The 13,340-nt window shown below is 64.8% G+C and carries 8 protein-coding genes; 4 read left to right on the top strand and 4 right to left on the bottom strand.

The window, feature by feature from the left end:
• Positions 1 to 234: 234 nt before the first annotated feature.
• Together pyc and AB843_RS01255 are read left to right on the top strand one after the other, a co-directional pair.
• Complete coding sequence (gene pyc / locus AB843_RS01250) at positions 235 to 3,714, top strand: pyruvate carboxylase (RefSeq protein WP_048644952.1); 3,480 nt, start codon at positions 235 to 237, stop codon at positions 3,712 to 3,714.
• Positions 3,715 to 3,797: 83 nt separating this feature from the next.
• Positions 3,798 to 4,970: an MFS transporter gene (locus tag AB843_RS01255; protein ID WP_048644953.1), complete on the top strand. Its 1,173-nt coding sequence runs from the start codon at positions 3,798 to 3,800 to the stop codon at positions 4,968 to 4,970.
• 9 nt (positions 4,971 to 4,979) lie between these two features.
• On the opposite strand, the gene AB843_RS24700 is transcribed toward AB843_RS01255, so the two are convergent.
• The 3 genes from AB843_RS24700 to AB843_RS01270 form a co-directional block, all read right to left on the bottom strand.
• The gene (locus AB843_RS24700) at positions 4,980 to 5,138 is read right to left on the bottom strand and encodes a DUF3309 domain-containing protein (RefSeq protein ID WP_048644954.1); all 159 of its coding nucleotides are present in this window, start codon (positions 5,136 to 5,138) and stop codon (positions 4,980 to 4,982) included.
• Between the two features lie 249 nt (positions 5,139 to 5,387).
• On the bottom strand, positions 5,388 to 8,552 hold the full coding sequence (locus AB843_RS01265; protein WP_048644955.1) for an efflux RND transporter permease subunit: 3,165 nt from the start codon (positions 8,550 to 8,552) through the stop codon (positions 5,388 to 5,390).
• A gap of 132 nt (positions 8,553 to 8,684) precedes the next feature.
• Positions 8,685 to 9,818: an efflux RND transporter periplasmic adaptor subunit gene (locus tag AB843_RS01270; RefSeq protein WP_048644956.1), complete on the bottom strand. Its 1,134-nt coding sequence runs from the start codon at positions 9,816 to 9,818 to the stop codon at positions 8,685 to 8,687.
• A gap of 302 nt (positions 9,819 to 10,120) precedes the next feature.
• Here AB843_RS01270 and AB843_RS01275 point away from each other — a divergent pair, with 302 nt between their 5' ends.
• Positions 10,121 to 10,735: a TetR/AcrR family transcriptional regulator gene (locus AB843_RS01275; protein WP_048645190.1), complete on the top strand. Its 615-nt coding sequence runs from the start codon at positions 10,121 to 10,123 to the stop codon at positions 10,733 to 10,735.
• A gap of 109 nt (positions 10,736 to 10,844) precedes the next feature.
• Here AB843_RS01275 and AB843_RS01280 read toward each other — a convergent pair whose 3' ends face one another.
• Positions 10,845 to 11,642: a 3-hydroxybutyrate dehydrogenase gene (locus AB843_RS01280; protein ID WP_048644957.1), complete on the bottom strand. Its 798-nt coding sequence runs from the start codon at positions 11,640 to 11,642 to the stop codon at positions 10,845 to 10,847.
• Positions 11,643 to 11,837: 195 nt separating this feature from the next.
• Here AB843_RS01280 and ispG point away from each other — a divergent pair, with 195 nt between their 5' ends.
• Positions 11,838 to 13,085, top strand: a complete 1,248-nt coding sequence (gene ispG, locus AB843_RS01285) for a flavodoxin-dependent (E)-4-hydroxy-3-methylbut-2-enyl-diphosphate synthase (RefSeq protein WP_048645191.1) — start codon at positions 11,838 to 11,840, stop codon at positions 13,083 to 13,085.
• The last annotated feature ends 255 nt before the right edge of the window (positions 13,086 to 13,340 follow it).

The following is a 13,340-nucleotide window of genomic DNA, read 5'->3' on the forward strand; positions in this document are numbered from 1 at the left end:
CCGCCCGTCTTCCCGGTCTCCCTGACGGGAGCGTTCTTTGACATCACCCGGCGGGCAACCGCGCGGGAACGATGGCATGCGGCTGCGGAAGGCATCCTTTGGCTCACCCTGGGTCAAGAAAGTTTGCACCGCAGCATGGACCACGCTAATCATGGCGCGCCGTTGGGGTGGGGTGCAGATGCGCATGCCTTCACGGTTCGTCGCAGCTTTCATTCTCTTACCGGAGCATTGCCAGTGCAGATTAGAAAGATCCTCGTCGCAAACCGTTCTGAAATCGCCATCCGCGTGTTTCGCGCCGCCAACGAGCTTGATATCCGAACGGTGGCCATCTGGGCCGAAGAGGACAAATATTCGCTGCACCGGTTCAAGGCCGACGAATCCTACCAGGTCGGCCGGGGGCCGCATCTGGAGCGCGATCTGGGTCCGATCGAAAGCTATCTGTCGATCGACGAGGTGATCCGCGTCGCCAAACTGTCAGGCGCCGACGCCATCCATCCAGGCTACGGCCTGCTGTCGGAAAGCCCGGAATTCGCCGAGGCCTGCGCCGAGGCAGGCATCACCTTCATCGGTCCGAAGCCCGAGACGATGCGCCGGCTGGGCAACAAGGTCGCGGCGCGCAATCTGGCGATGGAAGTCGGCGTGCCGGTCGTGCCGGCGACGCTGCCATTACCCGACGATATGGCCAAGGTGGCCGAAATGGCCCAGGAGATCGGTTTCCCGGTGATGCTGAAGGCTTCCTGGGGCGGTGGCGGGCGCGGCATGCGTGTCATCCGCAGCGCCAAGGAACTGGCCGGCGAGGTCACCGAGGGCAAGCGCGAGGCGAAAGCCGCCTTCGGCAAGGACGAGGTCTATCTGGAAAAGCTGGTCGAGCGCGCGCGCCATGTGGAAGTACAGGTGCTGGGCGACACGCACGGCAATGCCGTTCACCTGTTCGAGCGCGATTGCTCGATCCAGCGGCGCAACCAGAAGGTCGTCGAGCGGGCGCCCGCGCCCTATCTCGACGCGGCCCAGCGGGCCGAACTGTGCGGCCATGCGCTGAAGATCGCCCAGGCGACGGATTATGTCGGCGCCGGCACGGTCGAGTTCCTGATGGACTCGGACGCAAATGACGGCAGAGGCGCCTTCTATTTCATCGAGGTCAATCCGCGCATCCAGGTGGAGCACACGGTGACCGAGGAGGTGACCGGCGTCGACATCGTCAAGGCGCAGATCCACATCCTCGAAGGCGAGACGATCGGCGACCCGCGCTCCGGTGTGCCGGCGCAGGCCGATATAAGGCTCAACGGCCACGCCCTGCAGTGCCGCATCACCACCGAGGACCCGGAGCAGAACTTCATTCCCGATTACGGCCGCATCACCGCCTATCGCGGGGCGACCGGTTTCGGCATCCGCCTCGATGGCGGCACGGCCTATTCGGGCGCGGTGATCACCCGCTTCTACGACCCGCTGCTCGAAAAGGTCACCGCCTGGGCGCCGACGCCGCGCGAGGCGATCGCCCGCATGGACCGCGCCCTGCGCGAGTTCCGCATTCGCGGCGTGGCGACCAATCTGACCTTCCTCGAAGCGATCATCGGCCACAAGGAATTCCGCGACGCCACCTACACGACGCGCTTCATCGACCAGACGCCGGAGCTGTTCACGCAGGTCAAGCGTCAGGACCGGGCAACCAAGCTGCTCAACTACCTGGCTGACGTGACGGTCAACGGGCATCCCGAAGCGCGCGGCCGGCCGATGCCGAAGGCGGAAGCCGCCGCGCCGCGCGTTCCTTACGTCGATGCGCCGGTGCCCGACGGCACCAGGCAGAAGCTCGACGCGCTCGGCCCGGAGGGTTTTGCCAGGTGGATGCGCGGCGAGACCCGCGTGCTGATCACCGACACGACCATGCGCGACGCGCACCAATCGCTGCTGGCGACCCGCATGCGCACCTTCGATGCCGCGCGCGTCGCCGGCGTCTATGCGCGCGCTCTGCCGCAGCTCCTGTCGCTCGAATGCTGGGGCGGGGCGACCTTCGACGTCGCCATGCGCTTCCTGACCGAGGATCCGTGGGAGCGGCTGGCGCTGATCCGCGAGGGCGCGCCGAACCTGCTCCTGCAGATGCTTTTGCGCGGGGCGAACGGCGTCGGCTACACCAATTATCCCGACAATGTCGTGCAGCATTTCGTCAAGCAGGCAGCCGCCGGCGGCATCGACCTGTTCCGCGTGTTCGATTGCCTGAACTGGGTGGAGAACATGCGCGTGGCGATGGACGCGGTCGGCGCCGAAGGCAAATTGTGCGAGGCGGCGATCTGCTATACGGGCGATATCCTCGATCCGGAGCGCGCCAAGTACGATCTCAAATACTATGTGGCGCTGGCCCGGGACCTCGAGGCGGCGGGCGCACACATCATCGCCATCAAGGACATGGCGGGGTTGTTGAAGCCGGCTGCCGCCCGCGTCCTGTTCAAGGCTCTGCGCGAGGCGACCGACCTGCCGCTGCATTTCCACACGCACGACACGTCGGGTATTTCGGCCGCCACCGTTCTTGCCGCCGTCGAGAGCGGCGTCGACGCGGTCGACGCGGCGATGGACGCCTTGTCGGGCAACACCTCGCAGCCATGTCTCGGCTCCATTGTCGAGGCGCTGAAGGGCGACCCGCGCGACACCGGCCTCGACCGCGAATGGGTGCGCCGCATCTCCTTCTACTGGGAGGCGGTGCGCAACCAGTACGCCGCTTTCGAGAGCGACCTGAAGGGGCCGGCCTCGGAAGTCTACCTGCATGAGATGCCGGGCGGGCAGTTCACCAATCTCAAGGAACAGGCGCGCTCGCTGGGGCTCGAGACGCGCTGGCACGAGGTGGCGCGCGCCTATCACGACGCGAACCAGATGTTCGGCGACATCGTCAAGGTGACTCCATCGTCCAAGGTTGTCGGCGATATGGCGCTGATGATGGTCAGCCAGGACCTGACGGTCGCTGATGTCGTGAGCCCGGAAAAGGACATCGCCTTCCCGGATTCGGTGGTGTCGATGCTGCGTGGCGATCTGGGCCAGCCGCCCGCCGGCTGGCCGGCGCCGCTGCAGAAGAAGGCGCTGAAAGGGGCGGAGCCGATCACTGTGCGGCCCGGATCGCTGCTTGCGGCGGCCGACCTTCCCGGAGACCGCAAGGCACTGGAGGAGAAGCTTGGCCGCAAGGTCAGCGAGTACGAGTTCTCGTCCTGGCTGATGTATCCGAAGGTGTTCACGGACTTCGCCACTGCGGCAGAAAGCTACGGCCCGGTCAGCGTCCTGCCGACGCCGGTCTATTTCTACGGCATGCAGCCGGAAGAGGAGATCCTGGTCAACATCGAGCGCGGCAAGACGCTGGTGATCCGTTGCCTCGCGGTCGGCGAAGTGGATGAGAAGGGCATGGTCACCGTCTTCTTCGAGCTGAACGGCCAGCCGCGCCGGGTCAAGGTGCCCGACCGCGTGCACGGCGCCTCGGCGGCCGCCGCGCGCCGCAAGGCCGAGATCGGCAACGACGCGCATATCGGCGCGCCGATGCCGGGCGTCGTGTCGACGCTGGCCGTCAAGCCCGGCCAGACCGTGCAGGCCGGCGATGTCGTCCTGTCGATCGAGGCGATGAAGATGGAGACGGCGCTGCATGCCGAGCGCGACGGGACGATTGCCGAAGTTCTGGTGAAGACCGGTGACCAGATCGACGCCAAGGATCTGCTTGTGGTGTTCGAAAACGGCGATTGACGAGGCGGATTAAACCGATTTAGATGCGGCGCAGCCACGGTCTGCTTCGGCCCTTTGCGCCGTCTTCTTTGCGGAGCCTTCGAATGTCCATGCACAATGCGGCGCTCGGCCGCTGGGCTGTTGCGGCCTGTTTCTTCGTCAACGGGTTCATGATCGGCAGCTGGGCACCGCAGATCCCCCTGGTGGCCAGCCGGTTCGGATTGAGCGAGACGGCGCTCGGCCTGTTGATCCTGGTGTTCGGCTCCGGCGCGGTTCTGGCCATGCCCTTGTGCGGCTATCTGATCGGCCGGTTGGGTTCGCGGGCCGTTCTGCGCGTTGCCGGGGTGGTCTGCGCCTTGTCCTTCGCCGGGCTGGCGGTGGCGGTCGAGGTCTGGCAGCTTGTTGCGGCGCTGATTTTCTTCGGCGCATTCCTCGGCGCGATGGACATTGCGATGAATTCCAACGCGGTGGCCGTCGAACGGAGCCTGCGGCGCGCCGTGATGTCGTCATCGCACGGCTTCTGGAGCCTCGGCGGCTTTGTCGGCGCGGGCGTCGGCGGGTTGATCATCGAGCGTTTCGGCCACATGACGCATATCGGCCTGGTCGTGGCGTTCGCCTTTGTTGTCATCCTGGCCGCCCTGCCGTTCCTGATTGTCGAGAACAAGCCCGAGGCGGCCCCTGTCTCGGGGCGGCGGCGCGGGTTGCCGCGCAATCCGCTGGTCTATCTGACCGGCGTCGTCGCGCTTCTGTGCATGCTTCCCGAAGGTGCGGTGCTCGACTGGGCCGCACTTTACATGCGGCAGGAGATGGGCGCGGGCATCGCCCAGGCGAGCCTCGCCTATACGGCGTTTTCCGGGACGATGGCGGTGATGCGCTTTGCCGGCGACCGGCTGCGCAACCGGCTTGGCGCGGTGAAGACGCTGCGCTATTCGGGGATGGTGGCCACCATCGGCATGCTGGGGGCCGGGCTTGCGCCATCGCCGCTGATTGCCATCGCCGCCTTTGCGCTGGCAGGGCTGGGCATCGCCAACATGGTGCCGATCGTCTTTTCGGCGGCCGGCAACCAGCCCGGCCTCTCGCCGGGTGCCGGCATGAGCGTGGCGACGACGATCGGCTATTCGGGCATGCTTTTGGCGCCGTCACTGGTCGGTTTCGTGGCCGAGCGGACCGGGTTCGCGCCGATCTTCATTGCCTTCGCGATCATGCTCGCCATCGTTCTTTCCATGGCGAACTTGGTTCGCTCCGCCGATACGATCGCGGCGCAGCCAGCGGCGTGACAGGCCGGATCAGATCCGGCCCATCAGCATCAGGATCAGCACGATCACCAGGACCAATCCGAGGATGCCGGAAGGGCCGTATCCCCAGCTGCGTGAGTGGGGCCAGGCCGGGAATGCGCCAAGCAGGATGAGGATCAGAATGATGATGAGGATCGTCCCAAGCGACATGATGTTGTCCTCGCACGGTTGAAACTGTGCGGAAACAACGCCCGGAATCAGGCTGGGTTCCCATCAAAAGTGAACGGGCCGGCGGTTCGTGAGAATCGCCGGCCCGTTGATTTTCGCATGTGGTCCTAGACCGGTTCAGTGTTTCATAGAAATGTTGAACCGGTCTATCTCTTTGTTTTTTCGCATTTATGCGGACGTCATGTGATTCCACCTGACTGCAAAATGCTTGCTCGCGCCGTCCGGATCGTCCTACTCGGCTGCCTTGGGATAGGCATCCGAGGGCAGGTCGACATTGTCGGCCACGCGATCCTCTCCCTTGCCCTTGCGCCGGAACAGGCGGGCCAGAAGACTACGCCGCTTGGCGCCGGCCGGCAGCGTCTCGCGGGTGAAGACCATCAGCGCCGACGGGGTCACGATGAGGGTCAGCACCGTGGCGAAGGTCAGGCCGTAGACGATGGCGCCGGACAGGGAAATCCACCACTGCGTCGAGGGCGCGCCGATCGTTACCGTCTGGTGGAAAAGCTCGAGACCGAGGCCGAAGGCAATGGGCAGAACGCCCAGGACAGCCGAAATGGCCGTCAGCATGACCGGCCGCGCGCGCTCGCGGCAGGTCTGCAGGATGGCTTCCTGCTTCTTCCAGCCCTCGCGGCGCAAGCGGTCGTAGGTGTCGATCAGCACGATGTTGTTGTTGACCACGACGCCGGCGAGCGCGATCACGCCGATGCCCGACATGACGATGCCGAAGGGCTGCCCCGTGATCAGCAGGCCGAGGAACACGCCGATCGTCGCCATCACCACGGTCATCAGCACCAGCAGGACGCTGGTGAACTTGTTGAACTGGGCGAGCAGCACGATGAAGATCAGGAAGATCGCCGCGCCGAAGGCTTTCGACAGGAAGGCGCTGGCCTCCTCGCTCTCCTCGTTGGAGCCGGCCAGCTTCCAGCGTGTCGCGCCCAGGTCCATGTCGCTCAAGGCCTGGGTGACGTTGGCCTGCACCACGGCCACCTGGAACCCGGTGGCGACGTTGGCGCTGACGACGATGGTGCGCTGCCCGTCGATGCGGTTGAGAATGCCGGTCGAGCGTTCCGGCTGGCGGGTCATGAAGTTGGAGATCGGCACCGGTCCCTGTGCCGTCTGCACGCGCAGCTGGTCGAGCGCCGACAGGGTGCGGCGGTCTTCCGGCAGGCGCAGGCGGATGTCCACCGCATCGTCAACACCTGCCGGCCGGTATTCCGACAGTTTCAGGCCGTTAGTGACGAGCTGGACCACGGTTCCGACGGAGACCGGGCTGATGCCGTATTGCGCGGCCTTGGCGCGATCCACCTTGATCGCCCAGTCGATGCCGGGCGGCGGCAGGCCGTCGGCGACGTCGATAACGCCGGGAATCTGGGAGATCGCCTTGGCGACGGAAGCTGCCTGGTCGTTGAGGTTGCCGGGGTCCAAGGCGGACAGGCGTATCTGGATCGCCTGTCCCGTGGGCGGACCGGCATCGGGCACGCGCACCTCGATCTCGACACCCGGCGTACCGGCGAGCTCGGTGCGCAGGCCGTTCAGGATCTCGCTGGCCGGAGCGCGTTCACGCCAGTCGACGAATTCATACTGGATGACGCCGATGACGTCCTCGTCGATGTCCTGGCCGCCGCCGCGCGTCTTGCCGACGCGGGTATAGACGGATTCGATGCCTGGCCAGTTGAGGAGCTTGTCCTCGGCCGGCTTCACCAGTCGATCCATCTCGTCGAGCGACAGGTTGCCGCGCGCATGCACATACATCAGGCCGTATTCGGGCTCGACATTGGGGAAGAACTCGACACCGGCGCCATATTGCGAATAGCTGTAGATGATGCCGCCGAGCAGGCCGATCGTCAGCAGAAGCACCGTCTTGGGGAAACGTACCGCCTGCTTGACGAGACCCAGGTACCAGCCGTCCGGCTTCTGCTTCTCCTCGACATGCGCCTTGGCGAAGATGGCGCCGAGCGTGGGCACGAAAATCAGCGCGTAGATCATCGAGGCCGAAAGCGTGACGATCAGCGTGATCGGCAGATACTTCATGAACTCGCCGACGATGCCCGGCCAGAACAGAAGTGGAGAGAAGGCGGCGACGCGGGTCATGGTGGCGGCGATGACCGGCCCGGCCATGCGCTTGGCCGCAAGCTCGAAAGCCTGCGCCTTGTCCATGCCTTCCGTCATGCGCCGTTCGGCGAACTCGGTGACGATGATGGCATCGTCAACAAGCATGCCGACGGCCAGGATGAGGCTGAACAGGACCACCATGTTGACCGTGAAGCCGCCGAGCGACAGGGCATAGATGCCCATCAGGAAGGAGGCGGGTACGGCAAGGCCGATGAGCAGCGAGGCGCGGCCCGAGAGCGTGTAGAGAACGACGATGAAGACCAGGATGACGGCGATCAGCACGTGGTTCTGCAGGTCGCTCAGCATGTCGCGGATCATCACCGACTTGTCCTGGCTGTAGGACACGGTGATCTCGGCCTTGCTGGTGTCCTGGAAGGTCTTGGCGGCGGCCTTCACCGCATCGACGGTCTCGACCAGGTTGGAGCCGACGCGCTTCTTGACCTCGATGGCGATGGCCTTCTTGCCGTTCAGGCGGGTCACGGTCTCGGCATCGGTGAAAGTCGAGCGGATGGCGGCGAGATCGCGGGCACGCACGACCGCGTTGGGGCTCGAGACGACGGGCAGGTTGGCCACGTCCTCGGCCGTCTCGATCAACGACGGCACCTTGACCGCATAGCGCCCGTCCTGACCTTCCAGCGCGCCGGCGGCCACGAGGCTGTTGGAGGCGCCAACGGCGTTGATCAACTGGTCGAGCTGCAGGCCGTAGGATGACAGTTTCATCGGGTCGATGAGAACTTCGACGAGTTCGTCGCGCGAGCCCTGCAGCGTGCCTTCCAGAACGCCTGGAATCTCCTCGATCCGATCGCGTAACTCACGCGCCGAAGCCGACAGGACGCGCTCCGGCATGTTGCCGGCGAGCGTCACGACCAGGATCGGGAACTCCGAAATGTTGACTTCGTGCACCGACGGCTCGTCGGCGCCCTGCGGCAGGTCGCGTCGGGCGTCCGCCACCTTGGCACGGACGTCCTCGATGGCGTTGGAGAAGTCGTAGCCGGCCTGGAACTCGACCAGGACGTAGCCGCCGCCCTGATAGGCGGCGGAACGCATCTCCTTGACGCCCTCGAGGCTCTTCATGCGCGTCTCGATCGGCCGCAGCAGCAGGCGCTCGGAATCTTCCGGCGAGATGCCCTGATAGGTCAGGCTGACATAGATGATCGGAATCGGAACGTCCGGCTCCGCTTCCTTCGGGATGTTGATGTAGGCAAGCGCCCCCGCAACGACGAAGAACATCAGAATGGACAGCGTGAGCCTGGCGTTCTGGATTGCGATGCGGACGATATCCATCGGGGATTCCTATCGTGGGTCGCTGGCTTCGGGCTACAGCATCGGCCCGAAAATCGGAATCGATATTCGGAAGGCACGATGCATAGATTCAAAGTGCTAGAGCGCCGAGCGTCCGAATGGACGCCCGGCGCTCTAGTTGAGGTCGGCGGCGAGGGTCTTCGCCAACTCCCGGATCAGTTTCTCATCCGCAGGCTGTGCCGTCACCGCGTCGCCTTCGGTCACGAGGTCCTGTCCCGAAACGATGACGCGGGCATTGGCCGGAATGCCGGCGAGATACAGCGCGTGCGGCGTGTCGTCGACGAGATCGATCGGGTAGAAAACAACCTTGCTCTCGGCATCGACGGCGCGAACGCCCAGTTCTCCATCCTGATTGAGGGTGACGACCGAGCGCGGCAGGGCGACGGCCTCGACCGGCTCGCCGTGTATGTCGATCTCGGCGGTCATGCCGGCGGGAATGGCGCCATCGGGATTGGCGATTGCCACTTCGACGCGGAAGGTACGGGTCTGCTCCGATGCCTCGCGGCTGACGAAGCGCACCTTGCCACTGACGGTCTGCCCGCTGACGAGGCGCACATCGGCCTGGTCGCCGGGATTGACGGAAGCCAGATCATGCTCGCTCACCTCGCCGACGGCGATGACCGGGTCGAGCTTGAGCAGGGTGGCGACTTCGGCGCCCTGCGTGATCGAGGAGCCAAGCTCCACATCCACCTTGTCGATGAGGCCGTCGAAAGGCGCGCGCACGGTGATGCGGGCGAGTTCGGCTTCCGCCATCTCAAGCTGGGAACGCGCGGTGGCAAGTGCCGAGCGCGCGCTGTCGAGTTGCAGGCGGGCGAGATTGCCGCTCTTGGCAAGCCGGTTGGCCGCCTCGGATTCGGCCTCACGCTGGGCGAGAACCTGGCGCGCGGTCTCGACGGCGGCTTCCTTGCCCTCCGTCTCCAGACGCAGGATCAGGTCGCCGTTCTTGACGCGCTGGCCCTTCGACACGGGAAGTTCGGTGATGATGCCCGCCGAGCGGGAAGCCAGCACGGTGCGCTTGTCGGCCGAGGTCAGGCCCGAAACACGGATCGTGCGGGAGTGATCAATGCGCGGCGGCGTCGCGACGATCACCACTTGGGCCGCTGTCGGTGCGTTCTCCGGTTTTTCAGCGACAGTCTGCGTTTCCTCGGTGGCGCTGCCGACGGAGGAAAACTCTCCGGTGGCAATCCAGGCGGCGGTCACGACCAAAACGGCGACGGCAGCGATTTTATGGAACCTTATCTTCGGCATGTCGTTTTCCAGTGCGGTGGATTCGGCCTGTCGATCAGGGACCGGCGCGATATGGGGATGCTGCGCGCAAAATTCAATTCACAGTAGTGGTCTTCGCTGCAAAACACGCCCGTATATCGCAAGTGCGTGCGGCAAAAAAGCCAAACGGAATACACTCCTGACATCAACGACCGTTGCTGTTGTATGAGTGGACACGCGCGCACAAAAAGCCCGCCAAAAGCGGGCCGCGCGCATGACGGCGACATATTGACAAAATGCGTATTTTTGTCAACTCTGAACTGAAGGGTAGATTGTATCCAATGATGAATCTGGTTGCGGACGGCAAAGTTGACCCAAAGCGGGGGCGCATTCTGGATGGCGCCATGCGGGTCTTCCTTGCTTATGGATTTGCCCGCACGACGATGGACGACATTGCCCGGGCCGCCGAGGTTTCGCGGCCGATGCTCTATCTGCAGTTCCGCAACAAGGCCGACATCTTTCGTGCCATCGGCGAAGCCATTCTCACCCGGTCGCTGGCCAATGCGCGCGCCGGACTGAAAGGCAGCGGCACGTTCGGTGAGCGGCTGATGACGGCGCTCGACAAGGCGCTGTTCGGCCTGATGGAGATGATCGAGAAATCGGCGCATGGCGAGGAGATCCTCGACCTGGAGAACAAGATCGCCGCCGACATCATCGCCGAATGGCGCCAGGGCCTGACGGAGGCGGTGGAACATGCCGTCGCCGAGGAGGCCGCGCGCTCGGGCGCCGACCTCGAACGGCTCGGCCTGTCGCCGCGTGCGCTGGCGGAAATCCTGCTCGACGGGCTGGAAGGCATGCGCATGCGCGGCCTGTGCGGCAAGCCTGCGATCGAGGGCGCGCGGAAGCTCATCACGCTGATGGAAATCGCCCTGGCAGCGGCGCAGCCCCGCAGGAGTTGAGCAGCGGCTCCAGACCGGTTCATCGTTCACGGAAACGCTGCTCCGCCCTATCTCATTGTTTTTCGCATTTGTGCGGACGTCAGGTGAAACCACCTGACTGCAAAATGCTCTATTGGGCGGTCCAGCCGCCATCCATCGGCAGCGCGGCGCCGGTGATCTGCGCGGCGTGATCCGAGCAGAGGAAAACGACGAAGCCGCCGACCTCGTCGACCGTGACGAATTCGCGGGTCGGCTGGCGGGCGAGCATCACCTCGCGCACCACCGCGTCGCGGTCCATTCCATGCACTTTCATCTGGTCGGGTATCTGCGCCTCGATCAGCGGCGTCAGCACATAGCCGGGGCAGATGGCGTTGCAGGTGATCCGGTCGTCGGCGACTTCCAGTGCGACGGTTTTCGTCAGGCCGACGACGCCGTGCTTCGCCGCGACATAGGCGGATTTGAACGGCGAGGCGCGCAGGCCGTGGGCCGAGGCGATGTTGACGATGCGGCCCCAGCCGCTGCGCTTCATATGCGGTATGGCGGCGGCGATGGTGTGGAACGCCGAGGACAAATTGATCGCCAGGATGGCGTTCCATTTGTCGACCGGGAACGCCTCGACCGGCGCCACGTGCTGGATGCCGGCATTGTTGACAAGGATGTCGACGTTGCCGAAACGGGCGGCGGCGGCCTCGACCATGGCGCGGCAGGCATCCGGCCGGGCCATGTCGGCGCTGATGTAGACGACCTCGACACCGTGCCGCGTGGCCAGGTCGGCGGCCAGCGCGTGATCGGCGGCATCGTCGGTATAGGAGTTGAGGACGATGTTGCAGCCCGCCGCGGCCAGCGCCTCGGCGACCCCCAGGCCGATGCCCGATGTGGAGCCGGTGACGATTGCGGTCTTGCGGGAGGTTTGCGGTGCGGCGCCCATGTGGTCCTCGGCAGCAAAGAAGGTTATATTGCGGCGCAGCAAAGCGGTGGCGCGGCTGCCTGTCAAGCGTGCCGGCACGGATCAATCGGCGGCTCCGGCATTGACATTCGCGCCGTGCTCGGCCACCTCAAGCGCGACACGGTTGAAATCGGGACAGTTCCCTGGATGAGTGGAACATTCACGGCCAGCAAGACCATGAGCGGCTATTTCTCATCGCCATTCCCACGCCGCGATGCGGTTGGCGTCGCCGTGGGCAATGTGATCGTCGGCGGCGATGGGCCGGTCGTCGTGCAGTCGATGACCAATACCGACACGGCCGATGTCGACCGCACGGTGGCGCAGGTGGCCGCGCTGCATCGCGCCGGTTCCGAACTGGTGCGCATCACGGTCGACCGGGATGAAGCGGCGGCCGCCGTGCCGAAAATCCGCGAGCGGCTGGAGCGCGTCGGCATCTTCGTGCCGCTGATCGGCGATTTCCATTATATCGGCCACAAGCTTCTGGCCGACCATCCGGCCTGCGCCGAGGCGCTGGCGAAATACCGCATCAATCCCGGCAATGTCGGCTTCAAGGACAAGAAGGACAAGCAGTTCGCCGCCATCATCGAGACGGCAATCAAGCATGACAAGCCGGTGCGCATCGGCGTCAACTGGGGCTCGCTCGACCAGGAATTGCTGACCCATCTGATGGACGGCAACCAGGCGAACGGCTCGCCGATGACGGCGCAGGAAGTGATGCGCGAGGCAATCGTCCAGTCGGCGCTGATCTCGGCCGATCTGGCCGAGGAGATCGGCCTCGGGCGCGATCGCATCATCCTGTCGGCCAAGGTCAGCCAGGTGCAGGATCTGATCGCCGTCTATACCGAGCTTGCACGACGCTCCAACCATGCGCTGCATCTGGGCCTGACCGAGGCCGGCATGGGCACCAAGGGCATCGTCGCTTCGTCGGCGGCGATGGGTATTCTCCTGCAGCAGGGCATCGGCGACACGATCCGCATTTCGCTGACGCCGGAGCCCGGCGGCGATCGCACCCGGGAGGTGCAGGTGGCGCAGGAGCTGCTGCAGACCATGGGGTTCCGGCAGTTCGTGCCCGTGGTGGCGGCGTGCCCGGGCTGCGGCCGCACGACCTCGACCGTGTTCCAGGAGCTGGCGCAGAAGATAGAGGCCGACCTGCGCAAGAACATGCCCGTCTGGCGGAAGAAATATCCGGGTGTCGAAGGGCTGAAGGTGGCGGTGATGGGCTGCATCGTCAACGGGCCTGGCGAATCGAAACATGCCGATATCGGCATCTCGCTTCCCGGCACCGGCGAGACGCCGGCGGCGCCCGTCTTTATCGACGGCAAGAAGGCCGCGACACTGCGCGGCACGGCCATTGCCGAGGATTTCGAGAAGATGGTCGGCGACTATATCGAAAAGCGCTTCGCCCGCCGCACCGCCGCCGAATAAGCCAGAGCATTTGCAATCGGGCGGAGATATCTGGCGTCCGCACCGATGCGGCATACGCGAAGCTGGGCCGTGTGGACACATTCCGCGGTGAAGGAGCGTCTGGTTCCAGGCAGCAGGCCAGCGGGGGCAGGCGGGTGTCATGGGGTGGGCTGCGGACTGTCGGCTCTGCGCCTTCTGGGCGGCAATAGCTGACATGCCGCAGGAGGAAAAAGGCTTGAAATGTGGGCGGCACCGCGCACAGATGCGTTATGACAA

The sequence above is a fragment of the Nitratireductor soli genome, assembly GCF_001050155.1.
Lineage (GTDB): Bacteria > Pseudomonadota > Alphaproteobacteria > Rhizobiales > Rhizobiaceae > Nitratireductor > Nitratireductor soli.